Raw genomic sequence first — 21,285 nt, 5'->3', positions numbered from 1 at the left:
TTCCCACCAGCCAGGTGCCCGCTTCCCGAATCCGGTCATCCGGGTCTCGGTGGGCTGTTCAGTTGGCCGCCCAGATCGCGGCATTGAGTGCGGCGGCGAAGCAGACCCAGGCCAGGTAGGGCGCCAGCAGCAGGGCCGCCGTCCGGCTGTGCCGCCAGGCCAGCAGCAGGGTCACGGCCACCGCGACGGCCAGCAGCACGATGTCCACGAACGCGAGCCCGTAGAGCCCGACCCCGAAGAACAGCGGCGTCCAGGCGGCGTTGAGCAGCAGCTGAAGCGTGTAGACGGCAAGGAAGACCATCGCGCCCTGAGTGCCCGCCGCACGCCACACCAGCCAGCCCGCCACCCCGATGAGCACGTACAGGGCGATCCACACCGGGCTGAACAGCCAGGAGGGCGGCGCCCACGCGGGCAGGTCGAGCCGGGCGTAGACCTCCCCGGAGCCGGCCGCCGCCGAACCCCCGACCAGCGCGGTGGCCAGCACCGCCACCGCGAACGCCGCGGCGGCCATCAGCGAGTGGCCCGGCTCGGGTGTCCTGCGGACGCTGCTCTCCATCGGTCCTCCTCGGATACGTGCTCTCCCCTTCGGACCTACCCGTTCTGTCCCCGGCCTCCCGGGCGGGCCGCGCTGCCTGTCCTGCCTGGCCGGGCAGACAAACCTTCCCTTGTGGTGACATTTTCGTTCCCCGGGGTCAGATATCTCTTCCTTGACCGTCTGTATCGGGCACTTGAACCATGTGATGGTGCGCAACCGAGCCCCAGGAGTCGCCATAGCCCCCGAGCCGGTGGCAGCCGTCGACACGCTGCACGGTCGGCCCGTACCCGATCCCTACCGCTGGTTGGAGACGTCGGACTCCCCCGAGACACTCCGCTGGTTGGAGGAGCGCGGCCGGGAGTACGACCGCGAGGCGAGCACCTGGCACCTGCGCGAACACCTGGCCAGGCGCATCCGCGCACTGGTGGCCACCGACCTGTGGACCCCGCCGGTCCACCGCCCGGGCGCCCTGTTCTGTACCGTCCGTCCCGCCGGAGGCGAGCACCCCCGCCTCGTCGTGTTCGCAGCCTCACCACAGGCCCGAGGATCCGCCGACGGTCACGGTGAGCCCCGAACCGTCTACGACCCCTGTGCCGAGGACCCCACCGGGCGGACCACGCTGGATGCCTGGGAGCCGAGCCCCGACGGGGCCCTGGTGGCCGTTCAGACCTCCTCCGGCGGGGTGGAGCGGGGCGGGCTGCGGATGATCCGGGCCGACACCGGGGATCCGGTCGGACCGACGGTGCCCAAGGTGCGCTACTCACACGTGGCCTGGCTGCCCGGGGCGGAGCGTTCCTTCTACTACGTGCGCCGGGACGGGGCCCAGGGGGTGCGAGGGGTCTGGTTGCGGCGGGTCGCGGACGGCGCAGAGACGCTCGTGTACTCCTGCGCCGGGACGGGTACCGTGCCCGGGGTCCGGGTGATGGACGGGCGTTGGCTGCTGGTCACCGAGGGCCACGGCACCGGGTACCGCACGGACCTGTGGCTGGCCGATCTGCTCACCGACCCACCCGAGAAGCCGGTTTTCCGGGCGTTGCAGGTGGGACCCGAGGCCGAGACCGAAGTACGGCCGGGCCCTGACGGGCTGCTGTACCTGCGCACCACCCTGGACGCGCCCCGACGCCGTGTGTGCGCGGTGGACCCGGGCGCCTCTGACGGACTCGGACCCGAGCACTGGCGCGAGGTCGTCGCCGAGGACCCCGGGGCGACCCTGGACGCCTTCTGCCCCCACCGGAGCCCGCAGGGCCCCGCGCTGCTCGTGGTCCGCACCCGGTTGGGGATCAGCGCGGCCTCCGTGCACGACGCCGTCACCGGGGCACCGTCCCACCGGGTCGAGCTGCCCGGTGAGGGCATGGTCTCCGGCCCTGTCGCGGCCCCCGACGGCACCCTGTACCTCGGGTACGCGGACGTAGCCACCCAACAGCGGGTGCTGCGGTTGCCTCCGGGGCGGCACAGACCCGACTTCTGGCCGTCCGAGCCTTCCGGCCCCGGGGCGTCGAACGCCGCGCCCGCCGTGGTGCGGACCGTGGTCTGGTGCCGCTCCGAGGACGGCACCCGGGTCCCGGTCACCGTCTTCGACACCTCCGGTGGCCCCGGCGCCTGCGGCGGCCCCGGTCCGGGTCCGACCCTGCTGCACGCCTACGGCGGTTTCGGGCGGCCCCGCCAGTTCGGGTTCAGCGCGACCGTCCTGGCCTGGCTGCTGTCCGGCGGCCGCTACGCCGTGGCCCACGTGCGCGGCGGCGGTGACGCCGGGCGCCGGTGGCACCTGGAGGGTTCGGGCCGCCACAAGCCGCGCGCGGTGCAGGACCTGGTGGCCGCCGCCGACGCCCTGGTCTGCGCCGGCTGGTGCACGCGCGCCCAGCTGTGCCTGTCCGGTGGTTCGGCCGGCGGGCTGCTCGTACTCGCCGCCGCCACCGCCCGCCCGGACCTGTGCGCGGCGGTGATCGCCTCGGCCCCGCTGGCCGACATGGCCCGCTTCGAACGCATGGGGCTGGGCCGGATGTGGACCCGGGAGTTCGGCACCGCGGCCGACCCCGACGACTTCGCCGCCCTGATGTCCTACTCGCCCTACCACCGGGCGTTGGACAGCGCCGTGCGCACGCCGGGGCTGCGCCATCCCAGCGTCCTGCTCACCGGATTCGACGGCGATACCCGGACCGACGCCGCCCACCCGCGCAAGATGTGCGCGGCTCTGCTGGCGGCCGCCGGTACGGACGGGGACCGACCCGCCGCACTGCTCCGCTACGAACGCGACGTCGGGCACGGCCCGCGCGCGGTGAGCAGAGCCGTGGGCCTGGCCGCCGACGCACACGCGTTCGCGGCCCACAGAACGGGGCTGACCGGGCGCTGACGGCGCACGAGTGAGCTCTGGCCATGAGGATCAAGCAACTCAGGAAAGCGAGGTGCGGTATGGACCCCATCGAGGTTGAGGTCGAGGACCTGGCGGAGGTGACCTCCCGCGACACCACCGCGGGCGGCGACAGCGACGGCACCGACTCCAGCTCGGACTTCATCTGATCCGGTCCCGCCCGGTCCGGCTGCCACGTCCCGGACCGGGCGGGTCCTTTCCCTGCCCCACGCACACCCTCACCCGCGAACACCGAGAATCCGCGCGCCCTCTCGCACCCGCCCCGCCGAACCACCCTGAGAAGAGGACAGCCGTGACCGATCCCGGCAGCCTGTTCACCCGAAACCTGTGCGACGTCGTGGGCCGCGACGCCCTGACCACCCGGTTGTCGGAGGAGTTCGTCTTCGCCGACCTGGGCGCGGACGCCGTGCGCCCGCTCCTGACCTTCGACGACCTCAACCAGCTGCTGGCCAACTGCGCCCCGGAGCCGCCGCGGATGCGCCTGCACAAGGACGGTTCTCCGGTTCCGTTGGACCGCTACACCGAGCAGGGCACCGCCTCGCGGACCGCCCGGCGGATCGTGCGCCCGGAGTCGCTGTACCGCGAACTGCGCTCCGGGGCGAGCCTGGTCCTGGACGGCGTGGACCGGATGCACCCGCCGGTCGGCGCGGCCGCCGACGACCTGATGCGGCTGACCAAGGAGCGCGCCCAGGCCAACCTGTACCTGATCTGGGGTGAGTCGCGCGGGTTCGACACCCATTGGGACGACCACGACACGGTGATCGTCCAGGTGGAGGGGACCAAGCACTGGCAGGTGCACGGCCCGGGTTCGCGCCCGTTCCCGATGAAGAACGACACCGACCACACGCACACCCCGCCGCGGGACGCCGACGGTGAGCTGCACATGGTGTGGGAGGGGGTGCTACGGCCAGGCCAGGTGATCCACGTGCCGCGCGGCTGGTGGCACACGGTGACCGGGACGGGTGAGGTCAGCATGCACCTGACCTTCGGTTTCACCCGGGCGACCGGAATCGACTGGGCGGACGCGCTGGTGCGCCGGCTGTTCGAGCAGGAGGCGTTCCGGCAGGACCTGCCGCGTTTCGCCGAGCCGGACGTGCGCCGCAAGCACCGGCACGAGCTGGTGACGCGCATCACGGAACTCGCCGAGTCCATGGACCTGGACGCCTTCCTCGCCGAACGCGACGCGCGCTTCCCGCGCCGGACGTCGTTCTCGTTGCCCTGGCCGGTGGAGGAGGGCGCGCCGCCCGCGGACGCCCTGGTGGAGTTCGTGCCGATCCTGCCGCCGCCGCTGCGACACGAGGGCGAGGGCGCGGACGCCAGGGTGGCGCTCACCGTCGCCGGGAAGCGGTACCGGCTTCCTCCGGTGACGGGGCCGGTACTGGCGGCGATCGCCGAGCACCGCGAGCTTTCGGTGGCCGAGCTGGCCGAACACGCGGGCGTGGAGGTGGACGTGTGCGCCCAGGTGGTGGCCGCGCTCAGCCGCCACCACCTGGTCCTGGTGCGCTGAGTTCCGGCTGGCCGCGGTCGCCGGGGTTGCGGTCAGGAGTCCTTCCCCTGCCCGAGCCCGTCGGTGGCTTGCCGGTGCGCGCTGATCGGGCCCGCGTACCACGCGCCGTCGGGTGATCAGAGTGCCCGGCTCCATGGTGAGTCCTCGCCGCGGGCGCGCACGTAGGCCTCCGCTCCGTCGAGGATGCGCTGGACGGGGAAGTGTAGGCCCTCCGCCAGGTTGGCGCCGCCCGCGGCGTCCGGAGCCCGGCCGACTCACCTCTGCCGGTTCCGGAGAGCCCGGCGTGGTACTCCCCCGGTGCTCGTGGTGCACGTCTTCGGCGGAGCACTGATCACCCTGCTGGTCACCCTCCAGGTGTGGCCGTGGCTGCGCACCCGCCACCCAGCCGTGCACCGATGGAGCGGACGGGTGTACGTCCTGGCGGGAGTCCCCCTCGTGGGAGTTTCGGCGATGCTCATCGCACCGTTGAGCGAAGCCGACGCGAGCGCGCAGACCAGCGCCTTCGTCTGGGCCGTCCTGTGGTCGGCCTTCACCGCCCTGGGCTGCCTGTCGGCGCGCCGACGACACCTCGCCAGCCACCGCGAATGGATGCTGCGCAGCTTCGCCCTGGTCTACGGCATCGCGTTCAACCGGATTCCCCACCTTCTCCTGGTGCTGGCGATGTCCCCGAGAGTGGACGCGGAGTACGGAGGCGACCTGACGGCGATGTCGCTCGAACCCGGCGCCGGGTCGGGTTTCCTGTCGTGGATCCTGCCGCTGCTGTTCCTGGAGTGGTGGCTCAAGTACCACAAGCCCCGCCGCCGGTCCCGACACGCCCGAGCGACCGGAGAGAAGACCCCGGCTCAGAGCGCACCCGTCTCACCTCACACACCCTGACCACAGGGCGCACTCTGCGCAACAGAAACCGGTCAAAAGCCCTGAACCTGCCCTGAGCTGCCCTTTGGCCGAACGCCAAGCATCCAGGTTTGGGCAAACTAATCCCGGCACACATTGCGACCGAAAGCAGGGTTAGGGTAGCCTCACTTTAGAGGCGCAGGTGAACCCGTCCCCCGGTGGTAGCTGCGACCACACAGCCCCCGGACTTGACGGTTCCGCTATGCGACGAAGGGTTGCCAGGTGAAGCCAGATCCGCTCGACGCTCTGCACGGTGTCTGCGCGCGGCTGAAGTTCGCGCCGCTGCCCGAGATCACCGGCTTGGACCAGCTGCACGCCCGCCCCCTGGACGGCGTCCAGCGGCACAGTGTCGCGTCGATGACCGATCACGGCTGGCTCCCGGTCCTGTTCGACAAGCTCCAGACGGAGCACGGCCCCGGGCACCGGCTCCCGGCCGCCACCAACTTCCTGCGGGTCACCCTGCGCGAACCCGTCTTCATGGTGGCCGCGTCCCTGTACCTGACCGGCCGCGGGCCGCTGCTCACCCCGGAAACCCTCTACCTGCCCTGGGACACCGCCCGCTCCAAGTTCGCCACACCCGCCGTCGTCGACGTGCGCTCCGTGGTACTGCCCGACGACCCCGCCGCCGACCACCCCGACACCGTGGTCGCCCGCGACGAGGACGAGCAGCTGCGCCTGGTCGCCGAAGGGCTCTTCGCCACCTTCGAACCCCTCATCGACACGCTGCACGCGCACTCGCGCGCGGGCAAGCGCACCCTGTGGGGCTGGGTGCTGGACACCCTGCACTTCTACATGCTCAACCCGGCCCGCTACCTGGGCCAGGACGCCGAGCAGGCCTGGGAGCTGGCCACCCGGCTGGGAGACTCGGTGGTCGCCGCGGGCGCGGTCACCCGCAAGCGTCCGCGCCTGTTCCCCTTCGCCCCGGACCACCCCCGGGGCACCTGGGCGGTCCGCGGCACCTGCTGCTTCGACTACAAGGGCGACCCAGAGCACGGCTTCTGCACGACCTGCCCGCTCAAGTGCGACAGTGAACGCAAGGAGGCTTTGTCGGAGTGGCTGCGCGATCCCGCGCTCGCCCCCTGACAGAGCCCCTCGACCTTCGTGCCCCTGAGCGTGTGAGCGGATCCCTGCGCAGAACCGTCACCGTTTCCAACAGTCCCCTTCGGGCCGCTTCACCGGTCAGGTCACCGGGACCTCCACCGGGCCGGTGAAGACCGGTTCGAAGAGCACCCGTTCGGGCTCGACCTGCCCGGCCACCGTGATCGCGCCGCTGGCGCTCTGGCCCGGGTCGAGGGTCTGCACTTCGAGTTCGTTGGCGTCCATCGCGACAGCCTCACGCGGGTCGTGCTCCACGCCCTGCGCGTCCACCACGGTGAAGTAGAGCGGGTTGATGTCCAGGGCGTCCGTGCCGCCGTTGGTGACCGAGACCTCCACGCTGGTGTAGTCGCCGGACACGTAGAGGGAGCTGGGCTCGAACTCGGTGTTGTTGGCGCTAACCTCGGCCCCCGAGGGCTCGCCCTCCTCCTGCCCCTCCGGCCCCGGCTGGCTGGTACCCGGGAGGCCGTCCGCACCGGGCACACCGCCGTTCGCGGTGACCAGGAGCAGCGCCGCACAGCCGCCGAGAACCAGAAGCAGGAGCAGCAGGACGCCGCAGCTGATCCCGACGATCTTGCCCCAGGGCGCCGGCTTGGGCGGAGGCGGACCGTAACCTCCCTGGCCAGGCGGACCGTAGCCACCCGGAGGACCGTACTCGACCGGTTCGCTCGGATACTCGCCGTATCCGGGGGCATAGCCCTGGTGCTCGGGGCCCGCGCCGCCGGGACCGCTGGGCCCCTCGGAGAGCTCACCCGGATCCACCGGCTCGGGCGGGCCACCGGTGGGATGTCCACCGGGCGGTTCGTACCGCGGCTGCCCCTGCGGAGACTGCCCGCCGGAAGGAGGACCGCCGTAGCCTCCGGGTTCCCCCGCCGGAGGCCGGTAGGCGGTGTGTCCCCCGGGCGGGGCGCCGTACCGGTGGTCACCACCCGAGAAGGGCTCCTGGGGCGACTGCCCGCCAGGTGCTTGACCGCCGGATGGCTGACCCTCGGGCGGCGGACCGCCGTACGGGCGGCCGGTCGGCGGCGGGTTACCGGGTGGCGGCCCGCCGAAGGGCTGGTCCGGGGAGGGGTCGCCGTGTCCGCGGGCCTCACCCAGGGGAGGACCGTAGTCGGGGAAGCCGTGTTCGGGTTCCCCCGGCGGCTGCGGTCCGCCCTCGATCGGGTCCCCGGGGTCGCCCGGACGCCACTCCTCCGGCGGACGGTGGTTCACCGGATCCGGTTCCGGCCGCTCACCGGCCCCTTCCTCGGGTTCCCGATCGCTCACTGAGAACACCCCTTCGTCCAGCGGCACGGGCCCACCAAAACCGGTAGGCGCCTCAAAACTGCACCGTAACCGCGTAAAGGAGGGTCTGAGGGAAGCTCACGGGGCGTTTCCGGTAAAGGTCCGGAAGTGTTTTGCGCTCACCCGGGTTCAGGTGCGCTCAGATGCCTCAGGTGCGCTCAGGACCGGTCGCGGGTGAGCAGCGCGCGGATCGCGAGCACGAACACCGGGATCGTGAACAGGGCCGCGAACAGGTTCAGCCCGCCGAAGCCCACCACGGCCAGCACCATTCCCGAGAGCGCGCCGGCCGAGGCCGCACCCAGGTTCATCGCTAGGTCACTGAAGCCCTGCGCGCGGGGGCGCACCTCGGCCGAAAGCGACTCGGCCAGCAGAGTGCTGCCCGCCACCAGCCCGAAGGACCAGCCCAGACCGAGCAGGATCAGCCCGGTGGTCACGAGGGCCTCGTTGTGCCCGGCCGTGCCCGAGACGGCGGTGGCCACCAGCAGGACCACCTGACCGGCCAGGAGCACGGGGACCCGCCCGAAGCGGTCGGCCAGCCAGCCCACGACCGGGGAGAGCCCGTACATCCCGGCGATGTGCAGGGAGATCGTCAGCCCGATGACGGTGAGCGCCGCCCCGTGGTGCGACATGTGCACCGGCGTCATCGTCATCACGGCAACCATCACCGTGTGGCTGGCCACGATCCCCACCACCGCCAGCAGCGCGACCGGGCTGCGGCCGATCGCCCGAAGCCCGTCGGCCAGGCTGACCTCGGCTTTCGGGGCCCGCCCCCGCTCCCGTTCGACCCGGACGGCCTCGGCGGTGGCGGCCACCAGGGGGTCGGGGCGCAGCAGCGCGACGATGAGCACGGCCCCGCCCAGGAAACCGGCCGTGGTGAGCAGGACCGGGCCGAGCAGGTCGGGCAGGCCCAAAGACGCGGCCAGGCCCCCGGTCGGACCGATCAGGTTGGGACCGAGTACCGATCCCACCGTGGTCGCCCACACCACGATCGACAGGTCGCGGCCGCGGGTGCGCTCGGTGGCCAGGTCCGCGGCGGCGTGCCGGGACTGGAGGTTGGTGGCGGTTCCCGCGCCGATCAGCAGCATTCCGACCAGGAAGAGCGCGAACAGTCCCCACAGGGTGGCGGCGACGACCACGAGCCCGCCCGCGGCGCCCAGGAACCAGCCCAGAGCCAGACCGGGCCGGCGGCCGCGCCGTGCGGCCAGGGAGGCCAGTGGCAGGGCGAAGGCGGCCGCACCCAGGGTGATCATGGTGGTGGCCATCCCGGACCAGGCGTCCGAACCGCTCAGGTCCAGGGCGATGAGAGCGCCCACGGCGAGCATCGCGCCCATGCCGATACTGCCGACGACCTGGGCGAGCATGAGGACCAGCACGGTGCGCCGTTGCAGTCGGGCCCGCTCCCCCTCGGAGAGGGCATCGCTGCCCGGGGTGGTTTCTGTGGGCATCTGGTCACTTCTTTCGATTCATCCGGGCACCAGACGAATCGTAACCTTCCTGAATACCCCGGAACCACTCCGTCAACCCGGGTAGCCACGCCCGTAGCGCCACCGCAGGAAGTCGTGTTCGCGCTCCACGAAGCGCATCTCGGCGTACAGCAGATCGGGGTCCTCGGCGTGGACGACCACCCCGCCCTCGGGGACCACCGGCCAGCAGGCGAACGCCCAGAAGGTCCGGGTGTAGGTCCCCCAGAGGATGACCCACGCGCCCTGCTTCTGCCACTCGATGTGTTCGGCGACCATGCGCCGTTCCTCGTCCCGTTCGTCCATGCCGCCCCTGGGCATACCCGGGAGCCGGATGTCCGATCAGGCCAGAACCGGCCACCCTGCCGGGTTTTCGGGCCTTTGGGCACCCCGGGTGCTCGGACCTCGGAGAACACGGACGCCCGCGCCGAAGCACGGGCGTCCGTCGGGAACTCGGTGTCAGCGACCGGCGACCAGGTCGCTGCCGGGAACCGGCTCGGCCGGGTCGTTGCCCAGGGCGACGATCCTGTTCTCCCGGTCCACGTGCACGATGTGCTGGACGTGGTCGGCCCGCTCCTTCTCGTCCACCTGGGCGTAGCCGATGATGATGACCAGGTCGCCGGGGCTGACCAGACGCGCTGCCGCGCCGTTGATACCGATCACGCCGCTGCCCCGCTCGCCGACGAGGGCGTAGGTGACCAGGCGGTTGCCGTTGTCGATGTCGACGATGTGGACCTGCTCGCCGTCAACGATGTCGGCGGCGTCCATCAGGTCGGCGTCGATGGTGACCGAACCGACGTAGTGCAGGTCGGCCTGGGTGACCGTGGCACGGTGGATCTTGCCGTTCATGAGGGTGCGCAGCACTGCTGAAGCCTCGATTCAGGATGTCTTACGGACTACAGGCCCCCTGCGGGGTCCCGTGCGTATCCCATGATGGCGCCCCGTATGGCCTGCTTCGTCCACCGGGGCCCCACTACGGACTCGAACACCCGCCCCCACCCCGATGTTCCGCCGCCAGAAGGAGCCACACATGCCCGTGCCAACCGACGGGACCACGCCGGGCTGGACCGCCGTCGGCCGCCTGCCCCTGGACGACCAGCTCCTCGCCCTGGAGGAGGCGCTCTCCCGCAACGACACCCTGGTCGAGGTCCTGGACCGGGCCGCCGAACTGGCCGCACCCGACTGGTACCTGACCGCAGGGTGCTTGTTCCAGACAGTCTGGAACGTGGTCACCGACCGACCGCCCACACACGGGATCAGGGACTACGACCTCTTCTACTTCGATCCCACGGATCTGTCCTGGGCGGCGGAGGACCGCATCATCCAGGCCGGTGCCGCCCTGTTCGCGGACCTGCCCGCCTCCGTGGAGATCCGCAACGAGGCCCGGGTCCATCTCTGGTACGAGGAGAAGTTCGGGGTCCCGTGCCCGCCGCACACGAGCGTGGAGTCCGCCGTCGACTCCTTCGCCGCGACCACCTGCTGTCTGGCCGTGCGTCAGGAGCCCGACGGCCGGTGGCGCTTCTACGCACCGCACGGCCTGTCGGACGTGTTCAACCTGGTCCTGCGCCCCAATCCCACCCTGGCCCCAGAGGCGGTCTACCGGAACAAGGCCGAGCGCTGGCACCGGCTGTGGCCGGAGCTCACCGTCCTCCCCTGGCCCGCCACCTGAGCCCGGGTCAGCGTGGGAGAGCGGTTCGGGGGCGGGGTGCGTGTGAGGATCGGGGCTGGAGCAGCAGGTTCGGTGACGGGGGTGCGCTGTGCGGGGACGACACCAACACCATGACGCGGTGGTGGTCGGGGCGGGGTTCGCGGGGCTCGGGGCTGCTCGGGAGTTGTTGGAGGCCGGGCTGTCCGTGCAGGTCCTGGAGGCCCGGCCGCGGGTGGGTGGGCGCACGCTCACCCGGTATCTGCCGGACGGCACCCAGCTGGATCTGGGCGGGCAGTGGATCGGGCCGACGCAGCACCGGATCCGGGAACTGGTCGACCACTTCGGCATCTCCACCTATCCCACGCCCGCGCACGGTGATCCAGTGGTGGACATCGGCGGGGAACGACTGACCTCGCCTCCGCCCGAGGTGGACTCGCTGTTGGAGGAGATCGATCTGCTGGCCCTGCAGATCACCCCCGAACGCCCCTGGGACGCACCCGAGGCGCGGGCCTGGGACCAGCAGACCTTCGCTTCGTGGCTGGCGGGTACCGGGTACTCCGAGGCCGCCATCCGCTATGTCGCCCGGGTGGTCTCCGGTGGGCTGCTGGCCGGGGCTCCGGCGGAGGCCTCTCTTCTGGAGACGCTGTTCTACGTGGCCAGTGCGGGCGGGATCCAGCCCCTCATGGGTTACGAGGGCGGCGCGCAAGAGACCAGGATCGTCGGCGGGGCGCAGAGCATCGCCGAACACATGGCAGCCGAGCTGCCGTCCGGGGTGCTGCGGCTGGCCGAGCCTGTCACCGCCGTCGAGTACGACTCCGCGGGAGCGCGCCTCACCACCACCACGCACACCTACACGGCGTCACGGGTGATCGTCGCGGTCCCGCCGACCCTGGCCGCGCGGATCCGCTACGACCCGCCTCTGCCCGCGCTCACCGACAGTGCACTGCAGCGCACCCCGGCGGGCGGCGCCCTGAAGGTGCACGCCGTCTACCCCACGCCGTTCTGGCGGGACCGGGGCCTGTCCGGGATGTCAACCTCGGACTCGGGGGTGCTGACCGAGACCGTGGACAACACCCCACCGAACAGCCCCCGCGCGGTCCTGACCGGGTTCGTGTACGGCGACGAGGCGGTGCTGCTGCGCGGCCGTTCGTTGGAGGAGCGACGCCAGATCGTGCTGGAGCGGCTGGGCGAGCTCTTCGGTGACCAGGCGCTCTCCCCCGACGACTACGTGGAGTTCGACTGGATGGCCGAGGAGTGGACGCGCGGCTGCTTCTCCGGGCACCTGGTCCCGGGCAGCACCGTGACCTTCGGCCCCGCGCTGCGCGCCCCGGTGGAGGTCGTGCACTGGGCCAGTACCGAGACCGCCACCGAGTGGAACGGCTACTTCGACGGCGCGGTGGCATCGGGCCGACGCGCCGCCGAAGAGGTGCGTGCAGCCCTCGGGAAGTAGGCGTTCTCCGGGCGGTCCCGGTACCCGGTCAGGCCGGGGCCGCCTCCTTCAGGAGGGCCTCCACCTGGAACCGGTCCGGCGGGTCGGCGCCCTCGGTGGTGCAGGCCAGGGCGGCCGCCGCGGTGGCGAACCGCAGTACCTCCCGGACCGCCTCCGCGTCCAGTTCGGCCAGTCGGGCGGGATCGCCCAGTCGGCCGAGGTCGTCGAGGCGGGCCAGCACCGCGGCGCCGAAGGTGTCGCCCGCGCCCACGGTGTCCCGCACCGTGACGGGAACCCCCGGGACCGTCACGTGCTCGCCCCAGTGCGCGGACAGCGCCGTGGCGCCCTCTCCGCCCCGGGTGAGCAGCAGCAGGTCGAGCTCGTGGCGGACCACCCAGCGTTCGGCGGTGACCAGCGGGTCCCGGCCGGGTTCGAGCCAGGCCAGGTCCTCGTCACTGACCTTCACGATGTGGGCCAGGTCCATCCACTCCCGGGCCTGGGCCGCCGTCTCCGCCCGGTCCAGGCCGACCGCGGGCCGGGCGTTGACGTCGTAACACACCACGGAACTCTGCCCCTGGGCCCGCGCCCAGTCGCGCAACCGCTGGGCGCCGGGGGCCACCACGGCCGCGAGCGAACCCACGTGGACCGCGCTGACCAGCGATGACGGTTCGGGGAGTTCCTCGGCCCGCCAGGCCCAGTCCGCGGTGCCCTCCAGGTAGAAGGCGTACTCCGCACCGCCGGAGGGCCCGAGCGCGACCACCGCCAGGGTGGTGGGTTCGGTCGCGGCCACGGCCAGGGACAGGTCCACCCCGCGTTCGACCAGGTGGGCGCGGATCTGACGGCCGAAGGCGTCACCGGACAGTCGCGCCAGCAGCGCGGCGGGGGCGCCCAGGCGGGACAGGGCCACGGCGGTGTTGGCGGGCCCACCACCCGGAACAGCCCGCCACTGACCCGGTCCGCTCTCACCGCTCTGGGGGACGAGGTCCACCAGAGCCTCACCGCACACGACGATCACAGCGAACCTCCCGGGGCATGGGCTTCTTCGGGCAGGTCGGCGGGGTCCACCGCACCCGTCATCACCGCGACCGCGTCCGCCATCCCGCAGCCCGCCGGGTCCAGGGTGGCGATGCGCCGCCCCAGGCGCTGGACGTGCACGCGGTCGGCGACCTCGAACACGTGCGGCATGTTGTGGCTGATCAGGATGACCGGAAGACCGTTGTCGCGCACCCGCAGGGTCAGGTCGAGCACCGCGCGGGACTCGCGTACGCCCAGCGCGGCGGTGGGTTCGTCCATGATGACGACCTTGTTGCCGAAGGCCGCCGCCCGGGCCACCGCGACCGCCTGGCGCTGGCCGCCGGAGAGCGTCTCCACGGCCTGGCCGGGGTTCTGGATGGTCATGATGCCGAGGTCGTCCAGGTGGCGGCGGGCCTCGTCGCGCATCCGGGAGCGGTCCAGCATCCGGAACACCGAACCCAGGATGCCGGGCTTGCGCAGCTCACGGCCGAGGAACAGGTTGGTGGCGATGTCCAGGGAGGGCGAGACCGCCAGGGACTGGTGCACCGTCTCGATCCCGGCCTCACGGGCCGCGATCGGGCTGGGCAGCCGCACCGGCGTCCCGTCCACCAGGATCTCCCCGGCGTCCGGTACCAGCGCCCCGGACAACGCCTTGATCAGGCTGGACTTGCCCGCGCCGTTGTCGCCGATCACCGCGAGGATCTCCCCGGGGTACAGCTCCAGGTCGGCCCCGGCCAGGGCGGTCACCCGGCCGTAGCGTTTGACCAGGCCACGCGCCTGGAGGATCGGTGTCTGGCCGGTCGCGGGTCTCTCGGGCGCCGCTGCCGCGGACGCCGCTGTTTCGGGCGCCGGTTTCTCGGACACGGTCGCTTCCTCTGTCGTCCGCTTCAACGTCGCGCCTTCCTGATCCACTGGTCGAGGGACACGGCCAGGATCACCAACAGCCCCACCGCGAAGTTCTGCCACAGCACGTCCACCCCGGCCAGGGACAGGCCGTTGCGGCACACGCCGACGATCAGCGCGCCCATGACGGTGCCGATGATCAGGCCCCGGCCGCCGAAGAGGCTGGTGCCGCCCAGCACCACGGCGGTGATGCTGTCGAGGTTGTCCATGAGCCCGGCCTGCGGGCTGGCCGAGGCGATCCGGCCGATCATGATCCACGCGCCCACCGCGTAGACCAGCCCGGCGACGGCGTACACGCTGAGCAGGACCCGGTTGACCCGGATGCCCGCCAGGCGGGCGGCCTCCCGGTCGTCGCCGGTGGCGTACACGTGCCGTCCCCAGCGGGTGCGGTGCAGGGCGTAGGCCAGGACCGCGACGATGACCAGCATGAGGATGGACCCGTAGGTGATGCGCGCGCCGCCGACGGTCACCACCTGGCCGGTCCACAGCAGCAGGTCCGACATCTCGGAGCCCCGGATGGTCTCGCCGCGTGAGATCCACAGGTTGAGCGCGAAGAAGATGTTCATCGAGCCCAGGGTGACGATGAACGGCGGCAGCTTGACCTTGGTGACCAGGAAGCCGTTGAACAGTCCGCAGGCGATACCGCAGGCCAGTCCGGCGAGCAGCGCCGTGGGGCCGGGCAGCCCGAGCTCGGCGGACAGGCGCCCCATGACGATGGAGCACAGCACCATGATCGCGCCCACGGACAGGTCGATCCCGGCGGTGAGGATGATCAGGGTCTGGCCCAGGGCCAGGGTGCCGATCACCGCGGTCTGCTGGAGGATCAGCGAGATGTTCGAGGCCTGCAGGAAGGCCGGGCTGATCACCGCGAACGCGGCGACGGCGACGAGCAGGACCGCGGCCGGGCCGAGGGTGGCCTGGGCGTGCAGCAGCCGCTGGAGGCGGTCTGCCAGGGAAGGTGGTCGGACGTCGTCGTCGAGGGTCACCGGTGAAGGCGGTTCCGGGCTCGCCTTCGCAGGGTTGGATGTGGTCACGTTCGGGTCTTCCTTGTCGTCAGGACCATTCGGGGTACGCGGAGACGGGTGCGCGGGGATCCGGCGCTGGGACTAGCCCCAGCAGTGCTCCAGGCCCCAGGCGCTGTCCTGGGACTCCAGGCCCTCGATGTCCTCGTCGGTGATGAGCTCGACCCCGGTGTCGACGAAGTCCAGGCCCTCGTCCGGGTCGGGGGTCTGGCCGGACTCGGCGAACTCCACGACCGCGTCCACTCCCATCGACGCCATCTCCAGCGGGAACTGCATGGCGGTGGCGCCGATGACGCCCGACTCCACGTTCTCCACCCCGGGGCAGCCGCCGTCCACGGACACGATCACCACGTCGTCGGCCTTGCCCGCTGCCTTGAGCGCCTCGTGGGCGCCCGCGGCGGCGGGTTCGTTGATCGTGTACACGAGGTTGAGGTCGGGGTCGCGCTGGAGGAGGTTCTCCATGGCGGTGCGACCGCCCTCCTCGGCACCGTCGGTGACGTCGTGGCCGACGATGCGGGGGTCGTCCTCGTCGCCGATCTGGTTCTCGTCGGCGATGTCGACGCCCAGGCCCTGGAGGAAGCCCTGGTTGCGGGCCACGTCCACGGCGATCTGGTTCGGGTTGAGGTCCAGCATGGCCACGCGCGGCTCCACCCCCTCGGCTTCGAAGCGCTTCTGGGCCCACTCGCCGATGAGTTCCCCGGCCAGGAAGTTGTCGGTGGCGAAGGTGGCGTCCACCGCGTCGGCCGGCTCGGTGGGGGTGTCCAGGGCGATGACCATGATCCCGGCGGCCGCGGCCTGTTCCAGGGCGGGGACGATCGCTGCGGAGTCGTTGGGGGTGATGAGGATGCCGTCGGCCCCGGAGGCGATGATGTTCTCCACCGCCTGGACCTGGGCGGCGTTGTCGCCGTCGTAGTCCCCGGCGAAGCTCTGGAGGGTGACGCCGTGCTCGCTCGCGGCTTCCTGGGCGCCCTCCTTCATCTTGACGAAGAACGGGTTGGTCTCGGTCTTGGTGATCAGGCCGACCAGGACGGAGCCGTCTCCGGCGGCGTCGTCGGAACAGGCCGTCAACGCGGCGGCCAGGCCCAGTCCGACGGCGGCGGCCAGCACCCGGCGGGTCCGGGAGGCGTGCTTCATGGGGGTCTCCTTCGCTGCGCCCTGGGTCGGGCTGGGGGTTCCAGGGAGGGGCGAGGCTCCGCACCACTCCGAGACAACGATGTCCCGAAAGTTTCGATGAGGCTTCGCTGTCGTGTCAACCCCCCAAATTCATGGAGTTCAGAAGCCTGGAGCGCTCCGAACCATCCGCTTGACAACGTTGACTCAGCCGATGCAGGGTGAGCCAGGTCACCGGGCACCTTCCCCCTCCCCGCTGGCCGGGAACGGAGAGACCGCATGCACCCAGGGAACCGACAGTCCCGACCCGCCCGGACCAGCACCGTGCTGGGCGCCACCGCGGGCCTGGCCACCGCCGCGGCGCTTGCCCCCACCGCCGCCACCGACGAGTCCCCGCCAGCTCCGCCGTCGCCGAAGCGGCCGCCGCCGACCACCCGCACCGCCCCCAGGCGCACTTCACCCCCGCCGAGAACTGGATCAACGACCCCAACGGGCTCGTGTGCCACGACGGCCTGTACCACCCGTACTTCCAGTACAACCCGGAGGGCGACCGCTGGGGCGACCTGCGGGTCAGTCCGCTGACCACCGCGCCGACGGGTGCGGCACAATGAGTCCCGTCCCGCCCGCACCGCGGCGGCCGTGAACGCACCGGTGCGGTGCGCGCCGCGTACCGTACCGGCTCGCGCTTGGGGGCGGGCCACAGTGTCGGGGAGAGAGTCCGGGGTAACACGCGAAGTGTCGGTGAACGAGAGAGCCAGCGGGCGGCAGGCAGACTCCGAGCAGCAGCTGCGCCGCGCCACCATGCGTGACGTAGCCGCCCTGTCCGGGGTCAGCATCAAGACGGTCTCGCGCGTGATCAACGGGGTCGCGACGGTCTCCGACGAGCTCCGCGACCGCGTGCACAAGGCCATCGCCCAGCTGGACTTCCAGCCCAACCTGGCCGCGAGCAGCCTGCGTCGCACCGACGGTGCCACCCGGCAGATCGCCCTGCTGTTGGAGGACGTCGCCAACCCGTTCTCGGCCACGCTCAGCCGCGCGGTGGAGAACGTGGCCCGCGAACACGGCACCCTGGTGTTCGCCGGGAGCCTGGACGAGGACCCCCGGCGCGAGCTGGAGCTGGTACGCGCCGCGACCCTGCACCGGGTGGACGGGATCATCATCGCCCCGGCCGCACCCGACCACGGTTACCTGCACCGGGAGATCCGGACCGGCACCCCGGTGGTGTTCGTGGACCGCCCGCCGCGCGGCCTGGCCGCCGACGCCGTACTGTGCACCAACACCGAGGGCGCGCGCGAGGCGGTCCTGCACCTGGCCGACCACGGGCACACCGAGATCGCGTTCCTGGGTGACGAGCAGACCATCAGCACGGTCAGCGAACGCGTGGCGGGCTACCGCGCGGCGCTGGCCGAGCGTGGTCTGCCCGAGCGCCCGGGGCGGGTCGTGCGCGATCTGCCCAGCCCTGAGACGGCGGCGCGCGCCGTGGGTGCCCTGCTGGACTCCGAGCACCCGCCCACGGCGCTGTTCACAGCGCAGAACCTGGTCACCATCGGCGCGATCCACGCGCTCCAGGAGCGCGGCCTGCACGAGCGGATCGCGGTCGTGGGCTTCGACGACTTCCCGATGGCTGACCTGCTGGTCCCCCGGGTGAGCGTGGTCGCCCAGGACGTGTTGGAGATCGGCACGCTGGCCGTGCGCAGACTGTTCGAACGCATCGCGGGCGGGGGCGCCGAGCCCCGCGAGTTCCGGGTACCCACCACCCTGATCCCCCGGGGCTCCGGCGAGATCTCCCCGCCCGCCTGAAACGGGGCCGGGGCTCAGAACACGAAGTCCGGGGCGTCCCCGATCTGCTCCCCACTCGGGAAGAAGACATCCACGGGCTCGTTGAACTGGAGGCAACCGAGCTGGACCAGGTTGCCGACCCGGCTCACCGTGCCTCCAGCCTCGTGCCTGTACTCGTGGTAGTACCGGACGGGCAACGGATACCCGTCGCTGCCGACCCACCCGTCGAACGACGCCTCCGACCCGTCGAGGAGCACCGGGCGGTCGCCCTCCGCGAGAGCCCGGTACTGGGCGACGATGCCGGTCCCCCGCACACGACGAACCCCCTCCGGGAACCGGCGGCGGTTCCCGGAGGGGGCGGCGGACTCACACCCGCTAGTTGAAGGAGGAGTAGGCGACCACGCCGCGGCGGACCAGGTCCGCGGCCTTGCGGGCGTTGCTGCGCATCTGCGGGTCGGCGGTGGCGCCCGCGATCTGGCTGAGCATGTCCACCAGCATCTTGGCGGTGCGCACGAAGTCGCCCGCGGTCATCTCGGACTGGCGCAGGATCGCGTCGAGCCGGTCGCCGCGCGCCCAGCGGTGCGCGGTCCACACGAAGCCGAGGTCGGGCTGGCGCAGGAACGAGACCCGGTGCCGGCTCTCCACCTCGTTCAGCTCGCCCCACAACCGCATCATCTCGGTGAGGGCCTCCTCGACCCTGCCCTCGGGCAGGCGCGGGTAGGCGTCGTCGTTGCGACGCGCCTCGTAGACCAGGGAGGCGGCGCAGGCGGCCAGTTCCACCGGGTTGAGGTCGTCCCACACCCCCCGGCGCAGGCACTCGGCGACCAGCAGGTCGAGCTCGGAGTAGATCTTGGCCAGTTTGGCGCCGTCCTCGGAGACCTCGTCGCCGGACAGGTACTCCAGGTCCTCCAGGACGCCGCACACCCGGTCGAAGGTGCGGGAGATGACGTGCGAGCGTCCCTCCACGCGGCGGCGCAGGGCGTCGGTGTCCTTCTGCAGGCGGAAGTACCGTTCGGCCCAGCGGGCGTGGTCCTCGCGGTCGGAGCAGCCGTGGCAGGGGTGTTCCTTGAGCTCGGTGCGCAGCCGCTGGACCTCGGGGTCCTCCTGGTGGCCGCCCCGTCGCCCGCCCCGCTCGTAGGCGGGGTCGGTGCCCCGCTCCTTGAGCTTGTTGCGCAGGGTCGAGGCCAGGTCCTGGCGCGAGCGCGGGGAGCGGGCGGAGAAGGACTTGGGGACGCGCATGCGCCCCGAGGGGTGCACCGGGACCGGGAAGTCGCTGGAGTTGACCCGCTTGACCTGCTTGTCCACGGTCAGGACCAAGGGGGCGGGCAGGTCGTGTTTGAGGCCCGGGTCCAGGACCACGGCGTGCCCGGAGTAGCGGCCCGCGGGGATGCGGATGATGTCGCCGGTGCGCAGCCTCTCCAGGCTCTCCAGGGCCTCGTCGCGGCGCTGGGCCGAACGGTTCCTGGCCAGCGTGGCCTCACGGTCGCTCAGGGCGCGGCGCAGCCCCGCGTACTCCATGAAGTCGCCCAGGTGGCACTCGGCGGCCTTGGCGTAGCCGTCCAGGGCCTCCTCGTGCTTGCGCAGCTGCTTGACCAGGCCGACCACCGCGCGGTCGGCCTGGAACTGGGCGAAGGAGGCCTCCAGCATGTTGCGGCTGCGCTGGCGGCCGACCTGGCCGACCAGGTTGACCGCCATGTTGTAGGAGGGCTGGAAGCTGGAGTTGAGCGGGTAGGTGCGGGTGCCCGCCAGGCTGGCCACCGACTCGGGGTCGGTCCCGGCCTGCCAGACGACGACCGCGTGCCCCTCGACGTCGATGCCGCGGCGCCCGGCGCGCCCGGTGAGCTGGGTGTACTCGCCCGGGGTGAGCGCGGCGTGGGTCTCGCCGTTCCACTTGTCGAGCTTCTCGATCACCGTGGTGCGCGCGGGCATGTTGATGCCCAGGGCCAGTGTCTCGGTGGCGAAGACCGCCCGGATGAGCCCCTTGGAGAACAGGTGCTCCACGATCTCCTTGAAGGTGGGCAGCATCCCGGCGTGGTGCGCGGAGATGCCCGCCTCCAGGGCGCGCAGCCAGGAGTCGAAGCCGAGCACGGTCAGGTCCGCGCGCGGGATGTCCGCGCAGCGGGACTCGGCGTACTCGCGGATGTGGTCGGCCTCGTCAGGGGTGGTGAGCACCAGTCCGGAGGCCACGCACTGGCGGACGGCGTCATCGCAGCCGGCGCGGCTGAAGATGAAGGTGATCGCCGGAAGCAGCCCCTCGGCGTCCAGCTCCTCGATGATCATCGGCCGCGTGGGCGGGGCGAATCGGGTGCGCGGGCGCACGTTGCCGCGGGCCCGGCTCTGCGGGTGGCGGCGCCGGTTGGCCAGCTGGGTGGTGCGCGAGTCGTCCTCGGCGGTGCGGGTCAGGTAGGGGTTGATGAGCAGCTTGCGGCCGCCCACCTGGATTTCTCGCGGGCGCTGCTGCTGGGAGCGGCGCCGTTCGCGCTTGCGTTTGGCACGGCCGCCGCGCCCCTCCCCGTCGTCCTCACCGCCGGAGGCGGTCTCCTCGGGCCGCTCGTCCACGAACAGGTCGTGCAGGCGCTTGCCCACCATCACGTGCTGCCACAGGGGCACGGGGCGCTTCTCGTCGACGATGACGGTGGTGTCGCCGCGCACCTGCTGGAGCCACTCGCCGAACTCCTCGGCGTTGCTGACCGTGGCGGACAGCGCGACCATGCGCACCGACTCCGGCAGGTGGATGATCACCTCCTCCCAGACCGCACCGCGGAAGCGGTCGGCGAGGTAGTGCACCTCGTCCATGACCACGTAGGCCAGCCCGCCGAGGGTGGAGGATCCCTCGTAGAGCATGTTGCGCAGGACCTCGGTGGTCATGACGACCACGGGCGCCTCACCGTTGACGCTGTTGTCGCCGGTGAGCAGACCGACCTGGTCAGCGCCGTAGCGCTTGACCAGGTCGTTGTACTTCTGGTTGGACAGGGCCTTGATCGGCGTGGTGTAGAAGCACTTGGTGCCCTCGGACAGGGCCAGGTGCACAGCGAACTCGCCGACCACGGTCTTGCCGGAGCCGGTCGGCGCGGCGACCAGCACCCCGTGTCCGCCCTCCAGGGCCTTGCAGGCCCTGATCTGGAAGGGGTCGAACTCGAACCCGTAGAGCCCCTGGAAGGCCTCGATCGCGGCGCTGGAGGCGCTCTGGCGCCGGCGGAAGGCGGCGTAACGCTCGGAGTGACTACTCATAGGGCT

Annotated in this window: 19 protein-coding genes; 8 read left to right on the top strand and 11 right to left on the bottom strand. The window is 71.7% G+C overall.

Translation table 11 applies throughout. From position 1 onward, the window contains the following. Window positions 1–58 precede the first annotated feature (58 nt). Window positions 59–556, bottom strand: a complete 498-nt coding sequence (locus HNR07_RS04390; RefSeq protein ID WP_184362253.1) for a TspO/MBR family protein — start codon at window positions 554–556, stop codon at window positions 59–61. Between the two features lie 184 nt (window positions 557–740). On the opposite strand from HNR07_RS04390, the gene HNR07_RS04385 reads away from it, so the two are divergent. The 4 genes from HNR07_RS04385 (at window position 741) to HNR07_RS04370 (ending at window position 6,387) form a co-directional block, all read left to right on the top strand. Beyond that, complete coding sequence (locus tag HNR07_RS04385; RefSeq protein WP_184362252.1) at window positions 741–2,885, top strand: prolyl oligopeptidase family serine peptidase; 2,145 nt, start codon at window positions 741–743, stop codon at window positions 2,883–2,885. Between the two features lie 310 nt (window positions 2,886–3,195). Further along, window positions 3,196–4,410: a JmjC domain-containing protein gene (locus HNR07_RS04380; protein ID WP_184362250.1), complete on the top strand. Its 1,215-nt coding sequence runs from the start codon at window positions 3,196–3,198 to the stop codon at window positions 4,408–4,410. A gap of 297 nt (window positions 4,411–4,707) precedes the next feature. Continuing rightward, complete coding sequence (locus HNR07_RS04375; protein ID WP_312893585.1) at window positions 4,708–5,286, top strand: DUF2306 domain-containing protein; 579 nt, start codon at window positions 4,708–4,710, stop codon at window positions 5,284–5,286. A 240-nt stretch (window positions 5,287–5,526) separates the two neighbouring features. Next, complete coding sequence (locus HNR07_RS04370; protein WP_184362247.1) at window positions 5,527–6,387, top strand: (2Fe-2S)-binding protein; 861 nt, start codon at window positions 5,527–5,529, stop codon at window positions 6,385–6,387. A 96-nt stretch (window positions 6,388–6,483) separates the two neighbouring features. On the opposite strand, the gene HNR07_RS35825 is transcribed toward HNR07_RS04370, so the two are convergent. From HNR07_RS35825 to panD, 4 genes are all read right to left on the bottom strand, one after another. Then, the gene (locus HNR07_RS35825; RefSeq protein ID WP_312893584.1) at window positions 6,484–7,665 is read right to left on the bottom strand and encodes a DUF4352 domain-containing protein; all 1,182 of its coding nucleotides are present in this window, start codon (window positions 7,663–7,665) and stop codon (window positions 6,484–6,486) included. Between the two features lie 176 nt (window positions 7,666–7,841). Then, a complete protein-coding gene (locus HNR07_RS04360) occupies window positions 7,842–9,128 on the bottom strand; it encodes an MFS transporter (RefSeq protein WP_184362244.1) in 1,287 nt (428 codons plus the stop codon). A 72-nt stretch (window positions 9,129–9,200) separates the two neighbouring features. Then, window positions 9,201–9,449 (bottom strand): hypothetical protein, encoded by a 249-nt coding sequence (locus HNR07_RS04355; RefSeq protein ID WP_184362241.1) that lies wholly within the window; start codon window positions 9,447–9,449, stop codon window positions 9,201–9,203. Between the two features lie 153 nt (window positions 9,450–9,602). Continuing rightward, window positions 9,603–10,007 carry an aspartate 1-decarboxylase gene (gene panD / locus HNR07_RS04350; RefSeq protein ID WP_017583184.1) on the bottom strand — a complete coding sequence of 135 codons (405 nt, stop codon included), beginning with the start codon at window positions 10,005–10,007 and terminating at the stop codon, window positions 9,603–9,605. 166 nt (window positions 10,008–10,173) lie between these two features. Between panD and HNR07_RS04345 the strand changes: the two genes are divergently transcribed. Together HNR07_RS04345 and HNR07_RS04340 are read left to right on the top strand one after the other, a co-directional pair. Next, entirely contained in the window at window positions 10,174–10,812 is a 639-nt protein-coding gene (locus HNR07_RS04345; RefSeq protein WP_184362238.1) for a nucleotidyltransferase family protein, read from the top strand. A gap of 88 nt (window positions 10,813–10,900) precedes the next feature. Beyond that, window positions 10,901–12,241, top strand: coding sequence for a flavin monoamine oxidase family protein (locus HNR07_RS04340; protein WP_184362235.1), 1,341 nt, complete (start codon window positions 10,901–10,903; stop codon window positions 12,239–12,241). A 28-nt stretch (window positions 12,242–12,269) separates the two neighbouring features. Here HNR07_RS04340 and HNR07_RS04335 read toward each other — a convergent pair whose 3' ends face one another. The 4 genes from HNR07_RS04335 to HNR07_RS04320 all read right to left on the bottom strand — a co-directional run bounded on the left by HNR07_RS04335 (window position 12,270) and on the right by HNR07_RS04320 (window position 16,293). Continuing rightward, window positions 12,270–13,235: a carbohydrate kinase family protein gene (locus tag HNR07_RS04335; RefSeq protein WP_184362232.1), complete on the bottom strand. Its 966-nt coding sequence runs from the start codon at window positions 13,233–13,235 to the stop codon at window positions 12,270–12,272. Next, entirely contained in the window at window positions 13,232–14,098 is an 867-nt protein-coding gene (locus tag HNR07_RS04330) for an ATP-binding cassette domain-containing protein (protein WP_376769902.1), read from the bottom strand. Before HNR07_RS04330 ends, HNR07_RS04335 begins: the two co-directional genes overlap by 4 nt. Window positions 14,099–14,121: 23 nt before the next feature. After that, window positions 14,122–15,171 (bottom strand): ABC transporter permease, encoded by a 1,050-nt coding sequence (locus tag HNR07_RS04325; protein WP_184362229.1) that lies wholly within the window; start codon window positions 15,169–15,171, stop codon window positions 14,122–14,124. Between the two features lie 72 nt (window positions 15,172–15,243). Then, window positions 15,244–16,293 (bottom strand): sugar ABC transporter substrate-binding protein, encoded by a 1,050-nt coding sequence (locus HNR07_RS04320; RefSeq protein ID WP_184362226.1) that lies wholly within the window; start codon window positions 16,291–16,293, stop codon window positions 15,244–15,246. Window positions 16,294–16,490: 197 nt separating this feature from the next. Between HNR07_RS04320 and HNR07_RS35820 the strand changes: the two genes are divergently transcribed. Both HNR07_RS35820 and HNR07_RS04310 read left to right on the top strand, forming a co-directional pair. Beyond that, window positions 16,491–16,880, top strand: a complete 390-nt coding sequence (locus HNR07_RS35820; RefSeq protein WP_246421430.1) for a hypothetical protein — start codon at window positions 16,491–16,493, stop codon at window positions 16,878–16,880. Between the two features lie 124 nt (window positions 16,881–17,004). Continuing rightward, window positions 17,005–18,069: a LacI family DNA-binding transcriptional regulator gene (locus tag HNR07_RS04310; RefSeq protein WP_184362223.1), complete on the top strand. Its 1,065-nt coding sequence runs from the start codon at window positions 17,005–17,007 to the stop codon at window positions 18,067–18,069. Between the two features lie 14 nt (window positions 18,070–18,083). Here the strand turns inward: HNR07_RS04310 and HNR07_RS04305 are convergent, their stop codons facing one another. Both HNR07_RS04305 and HNR07_RS04300 read right to left on the bottom strand, forming a co-directional pair. Next, window positions 18,084–18,362, bottom strand: a complete 279-nt coding sequence (locus HNR07_RS04305) for a hypothetical protein (RefSeq protein ID WP_184362220.1) — start codon at window positions 18,360–18,362, stop codon at window positions 18,084–18,086. A gap of 61 nt (window positions 18,363–18,423) precedes the next feature. Beyond that, window positions 18,424–21,279, bottom strand: a complete 2,856-nt coding sequence (locus HNR07_RS04300; protein ID WP_184362217.1) for a DEAD/DEAH box helicase — start codon at window positions 21,277–21,279, stop codon at window positions 18,424–18,426. Window positions 21,280–21,285: the final 6 nt, after the last annotated feature.

Origin of the sequence: Nocardiopsis metallicus, from assembly GCF_014201115.1 — a bacterium.
Taxonomy (GTDB): Bacteria; Actinomycetota; Actinomycetes; order Streptosporangiales; family Streptosporangiaceae; genus Nocardiopsis; species Nocardiopsis metallicus.
Note: the sequence above shows the minus strand (reverse complement) of the source record. Positions and strands in the feature narration are given on the sequence as shown.

Excerpts from the sequence above, each read along its gene's own strand:
- HNR07_RS04390 (WP_184362253.1), bottom strand. The coding sequence starts at position 556 with ATGGAGAGCAGCGTCCGCAGGACACCCGAGCCGGGCCACTCGCTGATG.
- HNR07_RS04385 (WP_184362252.1), top strand. The coding sequence starts at position 741 with ATGGTGCGCAACCGAGCCCCAGGAGTCGCCATAGCCCCCGAGCCGGTG.
- HNR07_RS04360 (WP_184362244.1), bottom strand. The coding sequence starts at position 9,128 with ATGCCCACAGAAACCACCCCGGGCAGCGATGCCCTCTCCGAGGGGGAG.
- HNR07_RS04355 (WP_184362241.1), bottom strand. The coding sequence starts at position 9,449 with ATGGACGAACGGGACGAGGAACGGCGCATGGTCGCCGAACACATCGAG.
- HNR07_RS04345 (WP_184362238.1), top strand. The coding sequence starts at position 10,174 with ATGCCCGTGCCAACCGACGGGACCACGCCGGGCTGGACCGCCGTCGGC.
- HNR07_RS04320 (WP_184362226.1), bottom strand. The coding sequence starts at position 16,293 with ATGAAGCACGCCTCCCGGACCCGCCGGGTGCTGGCCGCCGCCGTCGGA.
- HNR07_RS04300 (WP_184362217.1), bottom strand. The coding sequence starts at position 21,279 with ATGAGTAGTCACTCCGAGCGTTACGCCGCCTTCCGCCGGCGCCAGAGC.